At 73.1% G+C, this 16,798-nt stretch carries 17 protein-coding genes; 12 read left to right on the top strand and 5 right to left on the bottom strand.

What is annotated here, in order from left to right; translation table 11 throughout:
- Positions 1-75: 75 nt before the first annotated feature.
- The gene (locus tag KIS93_RS15970; RefSeq protein WP_080036833.1) at positions 76-573 is read right to left on the bottom strand and encodes a GNAT family N-acetyltransferase; all 498 of its coding nucleotides are present in this window, start codon (positions 571-573) and stop codon (positions 76-78) included.
- A gap of 46 nt (positions 574-619) precedes the next feature.
- Positions 620-1,894: an acyltransferase family protein gene (locus KIS93_RS15965; RefSeq protein ID WP_080036834.1), complete on the bottom strand. Its 1,275-nt coding sequence runs from the start codon at positions 1,892-1,894 to the stop codon at positions 620-622.
- Positions 1,895-2,079: 185 nt separating this feature from the next.
- On the opposite strand from KIS93_RS15965, the gene KIS93_RS15960 reads away from it, so the two are divergent.
- Entirely contained in the window at positions 2,080-3,327 is a 1,248-nt protein-coding gene (locus KIS93_RS15960) for a sensor histidine kinase (protein WP_080036835.1), read from the top strand.
- Positions 3,318-3,965 (top strand): response regulator transcription factor, encoded by a 648-nt coding sequence (locus KIS93_RS15955; protein ID WP_080036836.1) that lies wholly within the window; start codon positions 3,318-3,320, stop codon positions 3,963-3,965. Before KIS93_RS15960 ends, KIS93_RS15955 begins: the two co-directional genes overlap by 10 nt.
- 137 nt (positions 3,966-4,102) lie before the next feature.
- On the opposite strand, the gene mihF is transcribed toward KIS93_RS15955, so the two are convergent.
- The 3 genes from mihF to KIS93_RS15940 form a co-directional block, all read right to left on the bottom strand.
- Positions 4,103-4,408, bottom strand: a complete 306-nt coding sequence (gene mihF, locus KIS93_RS15950) for an integration host factor, actinobacterial type (protein ID WP_043641121.1) — start codon at positions 4,406-4,408, stop codon at positions 4,103-4,105.
- A 342-nt stretch (positions 4,409-4,750) separates the two neighbouring features.
- Positions 4,751-4,903, bottom strand: a complete 153-nt coding sequence (locus KIS93_RS15945; protein ID WP_155126501.1) for a hypothetical protein — start codon at positions 4,901-4,903, stop codon at positions 4,751-4,753.
- Positions 4,904-4,999: 96 nt separating this feature from the next.
- Entirely contained in the window at positions 5,000-6,229 is a 1,230-nt protein-coding gene (locus KIS93_RS15940; protein ID WP_080036837.1) for an ROK family transcriptional regulator, read from the bottom strand.
- A 23-nt stretch (positions 6,230-6,252) separates the two neighbouring features.
- Here KIS93_RS15940 and KIS93_RS15935 point away from each other — a divergent pair, with 23 nt between their 5' ends.
- From KIS93_RS15935 to KIS93_RS15895, 10 genes are all read left to right on the top strand, one after another.
- Positions 6,253-7,536: an MFS transporter gene (locus KIS93_RS15935; protein WP_268966936.1), complete on the top strand. Its 1,284-nt coding sequence runs from the start codon at positions 6,253-6,255 to the stop codon at positions 7,534-7,536.
- Between the two features lie 581 nt (positions 7,537-8,117).
- Positions 8,118-9,170: a LacI family DNA-binding transcriptional regulator gene (locus KIS93_RS15930; RefSeq protein ID WP_080036839.1), complete on the top strand. Its 1,053-nt coding sequence runs from the start codon at positions 8,118-8,120 to the stop codon at positions 9,168-9,170.
- Positions 9,167-10,084, top strand: a complete 918-nt coding sequence (locus tag KIS93_RS15925; protein WP_222107487.1) for a carbohydrate ABC transporter permease — start codon at positions 9,167-9,169, stop codon at positions 10,082-10,084. The genes KIS93_RS15930 and KIS93_RS15925 overlap by 4 nt, the downstream gene beginning before the upstream one ends.
- A complete protein-coding gene (locus KIS93_RS15920; RefSeq protein ID WP_080036840.1) occupies positions 10,081-10,899 on the top strand; it encodes a carbohydrate ABC transporter permease in 819 nt (272 codons plus the stop codon). Before KIS93_RS15925 ends, KIS93_RS15920 begins: the two co-directional genes overlap by 4 nt.
- Positions 10,900-10,908: 9 nt before the next feature.
- Entirely contained in the window at positions 10,909-12,213 is a 1,305-nt protein-coding gene (locus tag KIS93_RS15915; RefSeq protein WP_080036841.1) for an ABC transporter substrate-binding protein, read from the top strand.
- On the top strand, positions 12,210-13,355 hold the full coding sequence (locus KIS93_RS15910) for an ADP-ribosylglycohydrolase family protein (RefSeq protein ID WP_080036842.1): 1,146 nt from the start codon (positions 12,210-12,212) through the stop codon (positions 13,353-13,355). Before KIS93_RS15915 ends, KIS93_RS15910 begins: the two co-directional genes overlap by 4 nt.
- Positions 13,356-13,361: 6 nt before the next feature.
- Positions 13,362-14,354, top strand: coding sequence for an ADP-ribosylglycohydrolase family protein (locus KIS93_RS15905; RefSeq protein ID WP_080036843.1), 993 nt, complete (start codon positions 13,362-13,364; stop codon positions 14,352-14,354).
- 94 nt (positions 14,355-14,448) lie between these two features.
- Positions 14,449-15,213: an ADP-ribosylglycohydrolase family protein gene (locus tag KIS93_RS15900; protein ID WP_281261970.1), complete on the top strand. Its 765-nt coding sequence runs from the start codon at positions 14,449-14,451 to the stop codon at positions 15,211-15,213.
- Positions 15,168-15,488, top strand: coding sequence for an ADP-ribosylglycohydrolase family protein (locus KIS93_RS67475; protein ID WP_281261969.1), 321 nt, complete (start codon positions 15,168-15,170; stop codon positions 15,486-15,488). The genes KIS93_RS15900 and KIS93_RS67475 overlap by 46 nt, the downstream gene beginning before the upstream one ends.
- A 352-nt stretch (positions 15,489-15,840) precedes the next feature.
- A complete protein-coding gene (locus KIS93_RS15895) occupies positions 15,841-16,758 on the top strand; it encodes an ADP-ribosylglycohydrolase family protein (RefSeq protein ID WP_246005292.1) in 918 nt (305 codons plus the stop codon).
- The last annotated feature ends 40 nt before the right edge of the window (positions 16,759-16,798 follow it).

The following is a 16,798-nucleotide window of genomic DNA, read 5'->3' as shown; positions in this document are numbered from 1 at the left end:
TATCCTGCCGAAGTTTGCCGGGTGGTCGAACCGGGGGCGGGCAACTCCGTCAAGGTCGCTCGTGGCCTAGCGCCTTCAGCGCAGGTCGAGCTGCATCAGCACGGTGTCGATCCAGCGGTCGTGCTTGAAGCCGACGGACCTCAGCCGGCCCGCCGTCTCGAAGCCGAACCTCTCGTGCAGCCGGGCCGACGACGGGTCGCCCGAGTCGGCGATCACCGCGACGAGCTGGCGCGCCGGCGTCCGCCGGGCCGCGTCGATCAGGGAGCCCAGCAGCAGCCGCCCCAGGCCCCGGCCGGTGAAGCCCGGCGCCAGGTAGATCGTGTCCTCCAGGGTGTGCCGGTAGGCGGGCTTGGGACGGTACTGGGCCACGTAGGCGTACCCGGCGACCTGCCCGTCCACCTCGGCCACCAGGAACGGCAGCCCGGCGTCCGTGATGCCGCCCGCCTTCGCGCGCCAGCCGTCCGTCGTGAGCGGGGTCTCGTCGAAGGTGGCGACCGTGGTGGTCACGTAGTGGGCGTAGATGTCGGCGATGACAGGAAGGTCGGTTTCGAGCAGGGCGCGCACTTTCGTCATGCGAACATTCTTCTCACGAGCGGATGACGGCCGTGTTTCCCGAACCTCACCGCGACGCCAGGCGCGGAGCCGTCAGCAGCAGCCCGCCGAGCAGCGCCAGCACCGCCAGGAACGGCCCGCCCCCGGGCGCGAACCCGCCCACTGTCAGCGTCAGCACCCCGGCGCCCACCAGCCCGGCCGCCGCGAGCATGCCGCCCCAGCCCGCCGTCCCGTACGGCAGCGACGGCGGCGTCTCGAACCGCGCGAACCCCTTCAGCAGCGGCCACATGACCAGGCACAGCAGCCCGAACCAGACCGGCCAGCCGAGGAACCACAGGATGCCGCCCGGCCGCGGCGTGTCCACGCCCAGCAGCACCACGACCACCCCGGTCACCGCGAACAGGGCCGGCATGTGCCACAGGTACATCGTCATGATCCGCGGGCCCGCCCAGTCCAGCAGCCGGCGGGCGGGCAGCCGCACCAGCGCGGGGCGCAGCGTCACGGCCAGGCCCACCTGGCCCAGGCCGACGGCGAGCATGGCCAGCGTCGGCGGCGCCATGTTGGACACCTCCGCACCCGGCAGGCCGATCATGCTGCCCGGGTAGGGGCCGTACGCGACCAGCAGCGCCGCCGCGCCGAACCCGCCGAGCGCCAGCGCCCACGCCCCGCGCAGCCTGCCCTCGGCGTAGAAGAAGCCGAGCTGGTGCACGGCCATCCAGACGAAGATCACGTTCAGGTAGCCCACGGCGTCCACGCCGGTCGAGAACCTGGCCACGTCCGTCAGCACCGCCCCGGCCGCCAGCGCCACCGGGACCCGCCAGCCGTGGCGCTGGTGCAGGCGCAGCGCGTACGGGGTGGCCGTGACGGCGATCAGGTACACGGCCAGGAACCACAGCAGCTGGCCCGTCAGCTTCGCGCCCACCTCCAGCGGCTGCGCCGGCACGCCCAGCGTGAGCAGGATGTGCGGCAGCGGGATCCACACCGCGGCCAGCGGCAGCAGCGGCCAGGCCAGCCGCCGCAGCCGCACGGCCAGCCACGCCGGCGCGGGCCGGGAGGAGCGGGCGAACCCGATCGCGTTGGCCGCGCCGCCCGCGAAGAACACCAGCGGCATCACCTGGCTGAGCCACGTCACCACCCACACGCCCGGCGTCGCCAGCGCGTTGCCGGTCGTCAGCCGGTCGCCGTCGTAGTCGAGCACCGGGATCGTCCAGTGCTGGAACACGATGAGCGCCATGCCCACCACCCGCAGCAGATCGATGAACGGGTCACGCGCGGCGGCCGGCGCTTCCGGCGCGGCCGGTGCGACCGGTGCGGCCACGGGGCGGTCCAGCAGGACGGTCATGGGGGAGCCTCGCTTCCAGGGGGACGAACGCCTCAAGGCTTTCGCCACCGGCCCCTGCGGCACATTGCCGCGGGCCACCGTCCCGGGGTGACGGCCCCGTCACCCGTCGCGGTAGTGCTGGCCCTACCCCCGGACACCGGCGCACCCGCTCGTGCCCGCCGTTCCCGCGCTCTACCGTTGGGGCCATGCGCTCCCTGACGAGGCGGGTCCTCCTTGACACCCGATACACGCTGGTCGGCTTCCCCACGACGCTGATCGGCTTCGTGCTCATGATCGCGGGCTTCGCCGCCGGGCTCGGCACCGCGGTGGTCTGGATCGGCGTGCCCCTGCTGGCCGGCACGCTCATGATCGCGCGGGGTTTCGCCGACGCGGAGCGCGGCTGGCTGTCCGACGTGCTGGGGCGCCCGCCCGTACGGCCGCGTTACAAGCCCGTCCCGGAGGGCGCCGGTCGCTTCCGCCGGCTGGTGAACCCGCTGATGAGCGGGCAGTCGTGGCTCGACCTGCTGCACGGCATACTCAACCTGCCGTTCGCGATCCTCGGGTTCGTGCTCACCATCGTGTTCTGGGCGATCCCGATCGGCGGGCTGACCTACCCGCTGTACGGGATCATCACCTCCAACATCCCCGGCAACACCGAGCTGCCCCAGCTGCTCGGCCTGGGCGACGGCTACCTCGTCAACTCCGCCTTCTACGTCATGCTCGGCCTGGTCTTCGCCCTGATCATGCCGTTCGCCGTGCGCGGCGCCGCGCTCGTGCGGGCCGGGCTCGGCCGGGCGCTGCTGACCGGCGTGGCCGAGCTGCAGGAGCGCATCGACGACCTGGCCGAGGGCCGCGCCGCCGCCGTCTCCGCCGAGGCGAACGCGCTGCGCAAGCTGGAGCGCGACATCCACGACGGGCCGCAGCAGCGGCTGGTCTCGCTGGCCATGGAGCTGTCGAGGGCGCAGCGGCAGCTGGCGAAGGACCCGGAGGCGGCGCAGGCCACGATCAAGTCGGCGATCACCGCCACCCGCGAGACGCTCGACGAGCTGCGCGCGCTCTCGCGCGGCATCGCCCCGCCCATCCTGTCCGACCGCGGCCTCGCGCCCGCCCTGGCCGCCCTGGCGGGCCGCTGCACCGTGCCCGTGGACCTCGACGTGCAGACCGTGGAGCGCTACCAGGCCGCCGTCGAGAACGCGATCTACTTCGTCTGCGCCGAGACCCTCACCAACGTGGCCAAACACAGCCGCGCCACCGTCTGCACCGTCCAGCTCGCCCGGGTCGGCAACTACCTGATGCTCACGATCGGGGATGATGGGGTCGGCGGCGCGCACGTCGCCAAGGGACACGGGCTCGCCGGGCTGGCCGACCGGCTCCGCGCAGTCGACGGGGAGCTGACCGTGCAGTCGCCCGACGGCGGGCCCACATTGATCGTGGCGGAGGTGCCGTGCGGGTAGTCGTGGCCGATGACGCGGTTCTGATCAGGGAGGGCCTGGTCAGATTGCTCGAGGAGTTCGGCTGCGAGGTGGTGGCGACCGTCGGCGACGGCGACGCCCTCGTGGGGGCGATCGCCGAGCACGAGCCGGATGTGTCGGTGGTGGACGTGCGCATGCCGCCGTCCTTCACCGACGAGGGGCTCAGGGCGGCCGTGGAGGCCAGGCGCAGGGTGCCGGGGGCGCCCGTGCTCATCCTGTCCCAGTACGTCGAGGTGTCCTACGCCGACGACCTGCTCGCCGACGCCAGGGGCGCGGTGGGATACCTGCTGAAGGACCGGGTCGTCGACGTGGACGAGTTCATGGAGGGCCTGCGGCGGGTGGCCGCGGGCGGCACCGTGTTCGACCCGCAGGTGGTGTCCCAGTTGATGGTGCGCAGGCGCAAGGACGACCCGCTCGCCCAGCTCACGCCGCGCGAGCGCGAGGTGCTCGGGCTGATGGCCGAAGGGAAGTCCAATCCGGCCATCGGGCGCCAGCTCGTGATCAGTGACGGGGCCGTGGAGAAGCACATCAGGAGCATCTTCAACAAGCTCGGCCTCTACGCGGAGGACAGCGACCAGCATCGCCGGGTGCTCGCCGTGCTGACCTACCTGCGTTCCTGACCGCTCATGGGGGTTTTCGACCCCTCTGGCTGGCCCGCCGTCGAGCGGGGCGGCATCCGCTCGGCGGCCCTCCTGGCCAGTGAGGGGTCGCTGGCCGGTCCGCGCGGCGTTCCGCGCGGACCTGGCCGCCCGGCCTTTTAGCCGAGCGCGTCGACCAGCTTCTTGCGCTGCTGGGCGCCCAGGCCGCCGAGGCGGCGCTTCTCGTCGACGCCCGCCTCCTCCATGAGCGCGGTGGCCTTGGCCGGGCCGACGCCCTTGACGGCGCGCAGCGCCTGCGACACCTTGATCTTCTTCGCGATGTCGTCGTCGCGCTCCAGCAGCTGAGCGAACGTCAGCTCGCCCGCCTTGACCTTGGCCAGCAGGGCCGTGCGGGCGGCACGGGCCTCGGCGGCCTTGGCCAGAGCGGCTTGACGCTGCTCGGGGGTGAGAGTGGGAAGTGCCATCTCAGTTCTCTCCTCGGGGAGTTGACATTCGGGTTCTGTTACCCGTGGTGCAGTGGCTAATCATGGCGGATACCAGCGGTTCGTGTTGCGGAAAGCGCCCGCTCAGCGTGCATCCCGCACCGAAGCGGCAGCTTCGGCGCACGCCCCGCCCCGCCTGATCGGGCCTCCGCGGGCCCCTGCGGCGCCGGCCACGGGCTCTGGCTGACCGTAGCCGGGCCACAGCGGAGCGCTGTCGCGGACGCCCCGAAACCCGCCTCCGCCAGGCCCGGGAGCTCCCGTCTCTCAGAGGCCGGCACGGGAGACTCTGCGGTGGGTCCGCGCGGGGCCGCCGTCGAGTGCGCCTCACGCCGCCCGAGCGTCGGCCGCACCCGCCCTGAGCTGCGAGGACGCCGGATTCGCGCCCTCATTCGCGACCGCGACGGAGACCGCCGGCCCCTCCCGGAACGCCTGTTCGACGGCCGCCTCCGCCATGTCGAGCGGGAGTTCGATTCTCACGCTCTCGTCCCCTCGATCGTGAGGGTGCGACGCCTGTCCGTGCCGGCCGCGACTGCACGCCCGCAAGATCACCTATGTGACCTCGGAAGGGACGTGTTATTGCGCGCTTTCCCCGTCCAGGGTGGAATGCGTCACACTTTGCCGGTCGGGCGTGTCGCGGGCCTGGTCAGGATGGTTTTTACGCCAGAGTTCTAGGCCCTCCGTCGTGAGGAAGGCGTCGAAGACCGACTCCATCGCGCCCAGGAGCGCGCCCCGCCAGCCCAGCGCCGACCCCTCGATCCGGGGCGGGTGGTCGCGGCGGATCGCCATCAGGCCCGGCTCGCAGGCCGCCAGAAGGGCCTCACCGGCCCGCTCGCGCAGCTCCACGCCGTGCCCGGACAGGGTGACCACCTCGGGGTCGTGCGCGTTCACCAGGGCCGCTATGCCGCGTCCCAGAGCCCGCGCGGTCGCGTTGACCGCCTCCTCGCTCGTGGCCAGCACCCGCTCGGCCTGCTCCCTGCCCCGGCCGCCGCCGTAGGCCAGGCCGACGTGGCGCAGCAGCGCGTTCGCGCCGACGTCCATGCCCCAGCAGCCGACCGCGCCGCACGGGCAGCGCCGCTCGCCGCCGCCGATCGCCATGTGGCCGAACTCGGCGCCCGTGCCGCTCGCCCCGGCGACCGCGTGCCCGTCCAGGACCAGCACGCCGCCCAGGTCGAAATCCACGTGCAGGTGGACGCCCACGCGCACGCCCCGCAGCCGCCCTCTGCGGGCCTCGGCCAGCGCCGCCAGCGCGGTGTCGTTGCCGACGAACAGCGGCGGGCCCGGCTCGCCCAGCAGGGCCGGGACGTCGACCGCGCGCCAGCCCAGATGGGCGATGTCCACCCGGCCGCCGTGGCTGATCGGGCCCGCCAGGGCCACGCCGACGCCGACCGCCCGGTGACCGAGCCTGCGGACCTGCTCGGCGACGGCCTCGCCCAGCGGGCCGAGCGTGCCCTCCGGCGTCCCGTCGTGGGGTTGCACGCCGAGCACCGTGACCCGGCCGCCCAGCTCGCACGCGGCCAGCTCCCAGGCGTCCTCGCGGACGTCCACGGCCAGCGCCACGGGGCCGCGCGGGTGCGGGCCGGGCACCTGCGTGGGACGGCCGCGCGCGTGCTCGGGGGCCGGCTCCTCGTGCAGCAGGTCGTCCTCGGCCAGGCCCGCGACCAGCACGGACGCGGTGCCCCTGGCCAGGCCGAGGTCCCGGGTGAGCTGGGACCTGGTGCGGGTGGCCCCGCAGTCGTGTACGGCGCGCAGCAGCCTGACCCGGTTGTGCGCACGAAGCTGCCCGCTGGTTGTGGCTCCATTCACGGTTCACAGTTTATGCTCTAGCCGTGAACAAAAGCCTCATTCAGGCCAGACGTGCTCGTGTCGGTGTTTTCGGATTCTTCTTCCTTGCCGGTTTTGTCATGGGACTGTGGGCGGCCGGCCTGCCCTCGCTGAACGACCGCCTCGACCTCGGACCCGCCCGGCTCGGCAGCGTCCTGCTGCTCATCTCCGGCGGCGCCCTAGTGTCGATGCTGGCGGCCGGGCCCCTGGTGGACCGGTGGTCCAGCCGGCGCGTGTGCTGGTTCGCGGGGCCGTTCTCCGGCCTGGTGCTGCTCGGGCCCGCGCTGGCACCCTCGTACTGGTCGCTGGCCGCGCTCGCCGTGCTGTTCGGAATGGGGCTGGGCGTGACCGAGGTCGCCATGAACGCCCACTCCGTCGAGGTCGAGCGGCGCTACGGGCGGCCCATCATCTCCGCCTTCCACGGCGTCTGGAGCCTCGGCGGGGCCGCCGGCGGCGGGCTCACCTCGCTCGCCCTCCAGGGCGGGCTGGACGCGCAATGGCTGCTCATCGCGGCGGCCATCGTCGTGCCGTTCCTGTACCTGCCGGCCGCGTACCTGCTGCTGCCCGACCCGCCCGCCCACGACAGCGCCACCTCCACCACCGGCGCGCCCGCCGCCGACGGCTCCTCGCTGCGCTGGGGGCTCATCGCCCTGCTCGGCCTCGCGGCCTTCGCGGGGCACCTCAGCGAGGGGGCGGCCATCGACTGGGCCGCGCTGCACGCCCGCTGGATCCTGGAGACCGACCCCGCCGTGGCGCCCCTCGCCTACACGATCTTCTCCGTCGCCATGACCACCTTCCGCCTCCTGGGGGACCCGATCAGGGGGCGGCTCGGCTCCGTCCGCACGATCCAGCTCGCCGGCGTCCTCGCCACCCTCGGGTACGTCCTGGTGCTCCTGTCACCGGTGGTGGGGGAGACGCTGCGGGTCGCGTGCGCGTGGACCGGCTGGGCCCTGGCCGGGGTGGGTCTGGCCACCGTCGTGCCCGTCCTCTTCAGCGCTGTCGGAGCCGCCGGAGGCCGGGTCGGGCGGGCCCTGGCCATGGTGACCGCCTTCGGCTACAGCGGCCTGCTCCTCGGGCCCGCCGTGCTCGGGTTCGTCGCGGAGCACGCGTCGCTGCCGGTCGCGCTCTTCATCCCGGCCGCGCTGGCCGCCGTCGTCACCCTCGCCGGCTCCCCCGCCATCCGCGCCCTCCTCCGCCACTCCACCACCCCAGCCACCGGCCCGGGCTCGCCTGGCAGCCCGGTCGCGACGCCCGTCCCCGACGGCGAGCCCCAGCCCGCCCGGGACTGACCCGACTCGGCGCGCCCGCTCTCTCGGTGGGGAGCGGGCGCGCCTCGCGTCGTGGGGCGGCTCACGCGATGGCGCTGCTCGCCTCACGCGGTCGCGCCCTGCCCCATGCCGTGCGGTCGGCGCCCCCCGCTCCGCAGTGGGGCGCTTCGGCCGCGTGCCGTAGTGGGGTGCTTCGGCCTGCCGTAGTGGGGCGCTTCGGCCGTGTGCCGTGTCGTGCGCGCGCTGCCCTGCTCCGCCCGGCGCCCGTGCGCACCTGCGTCTCGTGACGTGCTCAATCCGCCCCGGCCCGCGCTGAGGGCACCGGCTCCCTCGCGTGCGGCGTCGGCGCGGACTGCTCGCCCTGCCCGCACGTCCGGCCGGGCTCCTGGGGCCTGCCGCATGTCCCCGCGCGTCCGGCCGTTCGTCCCCGGTCCTTGCGGGCGGGGGTTGGGGCGTGACCGAAATTTGTGCTTATAGCCTCTGACCTGGTGTTATGTGATCGTGACTTGACCTGCAAGTTACGCCCATGTTTCATGTCCCCAATCCGTAAACGTTTACAGACGATCACCCCGTAAACGTTTACACACCATGGAAGGACAGCCTTGGCCGACGGACCCACGATCAACACGATCGCCGAGCGTGCGGGCGTCTCGATTGCCTCCGTCTCGCGGGTGCTGAACGGCCTGCCGACCAGGCAGGAGACCGTGCGCAAGGTGATGGCGGCAGCCGACGAGCTCGGCTACGTGCGCAACGCCGTGGCCAGATCGCTCAAGTCGCGCCGCACCCACCAGGTCGCCTTCGCCATGGCCGACGTCGGCAACCCCGCTTACCTGGCCATGCTGCGCGAGATCCAGCCCGTGCTGAAGGCCGCCGGCTACCGGCTCGTGCTGCACTCGACGGACGCCGTCGCGGCGGACGAGATCGACGTGCTGCACAGCCTCGGCGAGCGTTACGTGGACGGCCTGATCATGAGCCCCCTGCGCGTCACCGAGGCGCACCTGCGGATGCTGGCCACGGCCAGGGCGCCCGTCGTGATCATCGGTTCGGTGCCGGAGGGCACCCGCGTGGACAACGTGCGCGCCGACTCGCGCACCGGCGTGCGCCTGGCGGTCGACCATCTCTACGCGCTCGGCCGCCGCCGCATCGCCATGATCAACGGCCCGCTCGACACCGTGCCCGGCGCCGCCCGCGGCGCCGCCTACCGGGAGGCGCTGCACGACCTGGGCCTGCCGTACGACGAGAGCCTGGTGCAGATCGGCGACTTCTACCGCCCCGAGGGGGCGCGGGCCGTGGCCGCGCTGCTCGACCGGGTCCCCGACGTGGACGCGCTCATGTGCGCGAACGACCTGATCGCGCTCGGCGCCCTCGACGTGCTGCGCGCGGCGGGCAAGCGGGTGCCCGAGGACGTGGCGGTGGTCGGCATGGACGACACCGACCTGGCCGCGGCCTCGTGGCCGTCGCTGACCAGCGTCTCGCTCGGGTCGGCCGAGCGCGGCAAGGCCGCCGCCGAGCTGCTGCTGGAGCGGCTGCGCGGTGACGCGGGCGAGCCGAGGGTGGTCACCGTGCCGCCGCGGCTCGCCGTACGGGCCTCCACCGCGGGCCCCGACTACGACCGGCGGCAGTCCGGCTACGACGGAGAGGGAGGCGGGAAGTGACGGCGACCGTGACGCGACCGGCGCCGCCGCGCGGCCCACGGCGGGCGCGGCGGCCCGGGATCTCGCGCCAGACCCGCGAGATGTGGGTGCTGATGCTGCCGGCCCTGGTGCCGGTGCTGCTGTTCAGCGTCGGCCCCCTCCTGTACGGCATCGGCCTGGCGTTCACCGACGCCCGCAACACCCGCGTCCACCAGACGGAGTTCGTGGGCCTGGAGAACTTCACCCGGCTGCTGACCGACGCGGAGTTCTGGTCGTCGTTCCAGATCGGTGCCATCTGGGCGGTCTCCGTGACCGTGCTGCAGTTCCTGGCCGCGCTGGGCCTGGCGCTGCTGCTGAACGAGAAGCTGCGCTTCAGCGGCCTGGCGCGGGTGCTGTCGGTGGTGCCGTGGGCGATGCCGCCGGTGGTCATCGGCCTGATGTGGAAGCTCGTCTACCACCCCGACGCGGGCATGCTGAACGACCTGCTCGGCACGCACATCAACTGGCTGGCCGACTTCTCGCTCGCGCTGCCCGCGATCATCGTGGTCGGCATCTGGGCCGGCATGCCGCAGACGACGGTCGTGCTGCTGGCCGGCCTGCAGAACGTCCCGAAGGAGCTGTACGAGGCCGGCGAGATGGACGGCGCGGGCACCTGGCGGCGCTTCTGGAGCATCACGCTGCCGCAGCTGCGCCCGGTGATCGTGGCGATCACCTCGCTCGACTTCGTGTGGAACATCAACCAGTTCGGCCTGGTCTACGTGCTCACGCAAGGCGGGCCGGGCGGTCGTACGCGGCTGCCGATGTTGTTCGCCTACGAGGAGGCGTTCAGGTACCGCATGGCCGGTTACGCCTCGATGCTCGGCCTCGCCATGGCGATCGTCGTGCTCGCGGTGCTCGGCCTGTACCTGTGGCGCCAGATGAGGGAGGCCAAGTGAGACGCGTTCTCCAGTACGTCGCGCTGGTCGCGTACGTCGTCTTCCTGGCGTTCCCGCTGCTGTGGCTGCTGTCCACGGCGCTGAAGACGCCGCAGGAGATGGCGCTGACGGAGCCGACGTGGATCCCGCGCGAGCCGACGCTGGCCAACTTCGGCGACGCGTTCGGCGAGCAGGACCTCGTCGGAGCGGCGCTGCGCAGCCTGGTGGTGGCGTTGTTCGCGAGCGTGATCACGGTGCTGATCTCGCTGCCCGCCGCCTACGCCATGGCGCGTTACCGCGGCCTGCTCAACAAGGTCGCGATCGGGTGGGTGCTGGTCAGCCAGGTGTTCCCGTTCATCCTGATCATCATCCCGCTCTTCATGATCCTGCGCGACCTCGACCTGGTGAACACGCTGCCGGGGCTGGTGGTCGTGCACGTGACGTTCACGCTGCCGTTCGCGCTGTGGATGTTGCAGGGGTACGTGCGCGCGGTGCCGCGCGAGCTGGAGGAGGCCGCGGCCGTGGACGGCGCGGGCCGGCTGCGCTCGATCGCCAGCGTGGTCGCCCCGCTGCTCGCGCCGGGCGTCGTCGCCACCCTGCTGTTCTCGTTCATCTCGTCATGGAACGAGTTCATGTTCGCGCTCGTCGTCCTGCAGAACCCCGACGTCATGACGCTCCCGCTCACGCTGGTGAGGTTCACCGGCCCCGAGGGGGTGGCCAGGCTCGGCCCGCTGGCCGCGGCGTCGCTCATGGCGACGATCCCGAGCCTGATCTTCTTCGCAATCATTCAGCGGCGACTGAAGTCCGGCCTGATGGCCGGCGCCGTCAAGGGCTAGGAGGCTCATATGCGAATCACGTCCGCTCTGGCGGCTGCGGCGATCCTCACGCTCGCCGCCGCGTGCGGCGGGGGAGGAGGCGGCGGCTCGTCGTCCGCCCCCAACGAGCCCGTCAAGATCAATTTCCTCAGCCTGGCGTGGCAGAAGGAGTCCGTCGCCGCGAACAAGCAGCTCGTGGACGAGTGGAACAAGGCCAACCCGAACATCCAGGTCACCTACGTCCAGGGCAGCTGGGACAACGTCAACGACCAGCTCGTCACCCAGTTCGCCGGCGGCACCGCGCCCGACGTCATCCACAACGACTCGCCCGCCCTGTCCGGCTTCGCCTCCGACGGCTACCTGCTCGACCTGAAGGACAAACTGCCCGCCGAGCTCAAGAGCGACATCCCGCAGTCCGCCTGGGACACCGTCACCTTCGACGACGGCAAGGGCGGCCAGGGCGTGTACGGCGTGCCGTTCCTCCAGGAGTCGCAGGTCATCATCGCCAACAAGAAGCTCCTCGACGCCGCCAAGGTGCGCATCCCCACCGCGGACGACCCGTGGACCTGGGACGAGTTCTCCGAGGCCGCCAAGAAGATGACCAAGGACGGCTCGTACGGCGTCGCCTGGGCCATGAAGTCGCCCGTCAACAAGACCCTCAACCTGGCGCTCAACTTCGGCGGCACCTTCTTCCAGACCTCCGGCGGCAAGACCACCGTCAAGGTCGGCCCCGAGGAGCGCGAGGTGCTCCAGCGCATCCACGACCAGCTCTACAAGGACAAGTCCGCCGACCCCGACGCGCTCGGCCAGGGCACCGCCGACCCGCTGCCCGCCTTCTACAAGGGCAAGTTCGCGATGCTGCCCGCCGGCGTCTACCTGCGCCAGCAGGTCGTCGAGCAGGCGCCCGACGGGTTCGAGTGGGTCACGCTGCCCGCGCCCAAGGGCACCAGCGCGCAGCAGGGCGCCGTCTCCCAGACGCTGTCGATCGCGCAGGAGAGCGAGCACCCGGACGAGGCCATGAAGTTCATCTCGTTCTTCCTCAACGGCACCAACCAGGCCAAGCTCGCCAAGGGCGACTGGCTCCTGCCCACCTCCCAGAAGGCCGCCGCCGACCCGGCCATGACCACCGAGGAGAACGGCTGGGACGTCGCCACCGCCTCCGCCAAGAACCTCGTCGTCGCGCCGTTCCTCAAGGTGAACGGGTTCGACGAATGGAAGAGCAAGGTCGCCACGCCGGCGCTGCAGGAGTACTTCGCCAATAAGATCACCATCGACCAGGCGGCGGCGAAGCTGGTCGAGGACGGGAACAAGGTGTTGGAGCGGTACCAGCGGTGATCACAGCGCGGGAACGGGCCCGAGGGTGCCTGCTCGGCCTCGCGGCCGGCGACGCCCTCGGCGCCCCGGCCGAGAACCTCACGCCGCAGGAGATCCGGCGGCGGTGGGGCCGGCTCACCGAGATCGAGGGCGGCGGCACCGACGACACCGAGTACGCCATCTTCGCCGCCTCCCTCCTCGTCCGCCACGGACACGCCCTCACCCCGGCCGACGTCGCCGCCGCCTACCGCACGGAGATCATCCCGCTGGTGACGGGGCCGATGCGCGGGGCCGGCTTCTCCGAGCTCGGCACCGTCGAGGCGCTCCGCCGCGGCCTCCAGCCCCCGCTGACGGGGCTGGTCCACTCGCACGGCTGGTCCGACGGCCTCGCCATGCGCGCCGCCCCCTACGGCATCTTCTGCCCGGGGGACCCGGCGGAGGCGGCCCGGCTGGTGGAGCAGGACGGCCTGGTCAGCGGCTCCGGCGAGGGCATCCTGGGCGGCCGCGCCATCGCCGCCGCCGTCGCCTCGGCCATGGCCGGCGCCTCGCCCCACGAGGTGGTGCGCGCGGCCCTGTCGGTCGTCCCGGCCGACTCGTGGACGGCCAGGAACGTGGTGCGCGCCTGCGAAACCCTCGGCTGGTCCCCACCCACCGCCACCACGGGCATCGCCGCTGCGACGACCACCCCGAGCACCGAGCTCGCACCGGCGCGCCCGGGTGCCGGCGCCGAGGCACCGCCGCCCAGCGGTCTTCCCAGCGCCGGTGCGGCGGGTAGTAGGTCGGTGGAGTCCGGCGCAACGCGTGCGGCGGCCGGGCATGCCACCGGCGATGGGGCCGAGGTGGTCGAGGCGTTGCATCGGGCCGTCGTGGTCGAGCACTACCCCTGGACGGACATCGCCCCCGAGGCGGTCGCGCTGGCCCTGGCCGCGTTCCTGGCCGGGGACGGTGACGTCGAGCGGGCGGTGACGTTCGGGGTGAGCCTGGGGCGGGACGCCGACACGATCGGCGCGATCGCGGGCGCCATCGCCGGGGCGAGCCAGGGCGAGCGGGGCGTTCCCGCGCGCTGGGCCGCCAGGATCGGGCCCGTGACGGGCAAGTGCCTGCCCGTCGTGGCAGGAAGACACGTGCTGGACGTCGCCGACGAGCTGGCGGGAGGACTGTAGAACACCATGTCGGGGGACAGAATCAGGGGGGCCGTCATCGGTCTCGCCGTCGGTGACGCCGTGGGCTGGCCGGCGGGCAGGCACCGCGCCGCCCTGCACGCGCCCTGGAGCCGCCGCCTGCACCGCGAGCTGGACGCGTTCGCCGAGGAGCACCGTGTCACGACGCTCCCGGTGCCGTTCGCGCTGAACCAGCCGACCGCGCCGCTGCGGGTGGGCCCGTCGGACGACGCCGAGTGGCTGGCGTGGACGCTGCTGACCGCCGACCGCCCGCGCGCCGAGGCGTTCAGAGAGCTTGTCGGTACGGACGGCGGCGCGCAAGCCGATGCGCGGCCCATCAGGGGACGGATCTCCGTGATGACCGCGCTGGACAACCTGGCCAAGGGCGTCGAGCCGCCCGCCTCCGGCCACGACAACCCGCACCATTTCGACGACGCCGCCGCCGTCAGGGCCGTCGCGTACGGGATCCTGGGGAGGGACCCGACGCCGGACGCCCAGGTGACGAACGCGGGCGACGGCGTGCCGGCCGCCCGGGCGATGGCCGCCGCCATCCAGGAGGCCGTGGCGTCGGGGAGCGCGGGGGCGGCGGTCGAGGCGGCGCTGGCCGTCCTGCCGCCGGACACCGCCATCGGCCACAACGCCCGCCTGGCGCTGGATGTCGCCAGGAAGGCGGGCGACCCGTTCGGCGCGATCCCCGCGCTGGACGCGGCGCTGCTCGACCACGTCTACAGCTACGGCGTGGGCGCCGCGCAGACCGTCCCGGTGGCGCTGGCGCTGGTGGAGACGGCGGGCGGGGAGCTCGCCAGGGCGGTGCCGGCGGCGGCCTGCCTGGCTCCGCTGGCCGACTCGGCGCCCGCGCTCGCCGGAGCGCTGGCGGGGGCGTGCGGCGGGTACGAGGCGATCCCGGAGGGGTGGACCGCCTCGGCCCGCACGCTGGCCGGCTGCTGCCTGCCTGACCTGGCGGGCCGTGATCTGATCGAACTACTGGAGGGAATCGCATGACGCCGCTTGAGGACAGGGCCACTGGCTGCGTGGCGGGGCGGCGGTCGGTGACGCGCTGGGCGGCGCCACCGAGGGCTGGACTCCCGAGCAGATCGTGCAGCGGTACGGGGGCCGCGTCGAGGGCATCGTGCCGCCGTTCAACGAGGACTGGCGCAACGCGCGCCCTATCGCCCCGTACCACAAGGGCGACGGCCACATCACGGACGACACGTTGATGACGCACGCCCTGATCCGCGTGTACGCGAAGGTGGGCGGCCACCTGGACGCGTACGCGATGGCCGAGCACCTGGTCCCGGAGCTGATGGGGGAGCGGCGCTGGATCCCGGAGCTGGAGGCGGAGGCGCTGCCGTTGCAGCGCATCTTCCTGGCGGAGAAGTGGATCGTGGCGCGCCTGCACTACGGGCACGCGGACCCGCGCGAGGCGGGCGTGGGCAACATCGTGAACTGCGGCGCCGCCATGTACGTGGCGCCGGTCGGCATCGTGAACGCCGCCGACCCCGACGCCGCGTACGCCGAGGCGATCGAGCTGACGGGCGCGCACCAGTCGAGCTACGGCCGGGAGGCGGCGGGCGTCATGGCCGCCGCGGTGGCGGAGGCGATGCGGCCGGGTGCGACGGCCGACTCGGTGGTGGGGGCGTGCCTGCGCCTGGCCAAGGACGGCACGCGGGCCGCCATCGAGGCGGTCTGCGAGGCGGCGGCCGGGCTGGGGCACTGGGACGGCTCGTTCGAGGCGCTGCGGGCAGCCGTGCGGCCGTTCGACACGGTCGCCGACACCTACCGTGACCAGGGGCTGGGGCGCGCCGGCCGAGCCGGGTGCACAGCATCGAGGAGCTGCCGCTGGCGCTCGGGTTCCTGGTGATCGCGAAGGGCGACTTCCGCGACACCGTGCTGGGCGGCGTGAACTACGGGCGCGACGCCGACTCGATCGCGTCCATGGGCGGCGCCATCGCCGGTGCGCTGGGCGGCCTGGAGTCGGTGCCGCAGGAGTGGGTGACGCAGGTGGCGGCGGCCAGCCGCACGGATTTGGTGGCGCCGGGGCTGGCCATCGCGGCGGTGGCGCGCCGCGTGCACGCCGACGATCTGGTACGCCGCCGCGCCCACGAGTCCGCCTTCGCCGAGCTCGAGCGCGCATGATCAGGCTCACCTGGGTCCAGCCGGAGGACCTCGTCGGCCACGAGCTGCGCCAGGCCACGGAGGACGGCAGGGACGGCCGGGATGTTCGAAGCATCGCGGCCCGCTGGCACGCGGCGGGCGGTCACGACGCCCCGCCCCGCGCGGGCGCCTCGGAGCCGGGCGCGGCCCGGCTGCGCGGCCTGGCGGAGGAGCTGCTGGACGAGCTGGCCGCCGTCCCGTCCCCGCTGCCGGAGCCGTCGGACCTGCCCGGCATCATCGCGGCCTGCCCCGCGTGGCCCGATAAGAGCGCTGGGGCAGGCGCGGTGGATCCGGAACGGGTGCTCGGGCGTGGCTGGGGCGGGCGGCCGGGTGCGTGCTGGGCAAGCCGGTCGAGAAGATCCCGCGCGCGGGCATCAGGGAGATCGCGCAGGCCACCGGCAACTGGCCGATCCGCGGCTGGTTCACGGCCAAGGGCCTGCCGGACGACGTGGCCCGCCGCTGGCCGTGGAACCGCCGTAGCGCCGTCAACTCCCTGGCCGAGAACATCGACGGCATCCCCGAGGACGACGACCTCAACTACCCGCTGCTCGCCCTGTCCCTCCTGGAGCGGCACGGCCGCGGCTTCACCACCGAGGACGTGGCCCGGCTGTGGCTGGACGAGCTCCCGGCGGGCCGCACGTTCACCGCGGAGCGCATCGCGTACCGCAACCTGCTGGACGGTGTGGAGCCGCCGGCGACGGCCACCTACCGCAACCCGTTCAGGGAGTGGATCGGCGCGCTGATCAGGGCGGACGTGTACGGCTGGGTGAACCCGGGCGACCCGGCGACCGCGGCCGAGTACGCCTGGCGCGACGCCCGGCTCACGCACACCGCGAACGGGATCTACGGGGCGATGTTCGCGGCGGCGATGTGCGCGGCCTCCATGGTGGCGACGTCGGCGGAGGAGGTCGTGCGGGCGGGCCTGTCGGTGGTGCCGGAGGGGTCGCGGCTGCACGAGGCCGTACGCCTGGCCGCCGAGGACGCGGCCGGCGAGGACGACTTCGAGCGGGTCGTGGACCGCCTGCACGAGCGGCACGGCCACCTGCACTGGGTGCACACGATCAACAACGCCGCCCTCGTGGCGGCCACGCTGATCCACGGCAAGGGTGACTTCACCGCCACGATCGCCGGCGCGGTGGCCGGCGGCTGGGACACCGACTCGGCCGGCGCCACGGCGGGGCCGTCGCGGGCGCGCTGGCCGGAGGCGTGCCGGAGCGATGGCGCATGCGTGACAGCCTGGCCAGCAGCCTGACGGGTTTCGACGGGGTGGGTCTTGCCGAGCTGGCCGCCCG

Origin of the sequence: [Actinomadura] parvosata subsp. kistnae (assembly GCF_900323885.1) — a bacterium.
GTDB lineage: Bacteria > Actinomycetota > Actinomycetes > Streptosporangiales > Streptosporangiaceae > Nonomuraea > Nonomuraea composti.
Note: the sequence above shows the minus strand (reverse complement) of the source record. Positions and strands in the feature narration are given on the sequence as shown.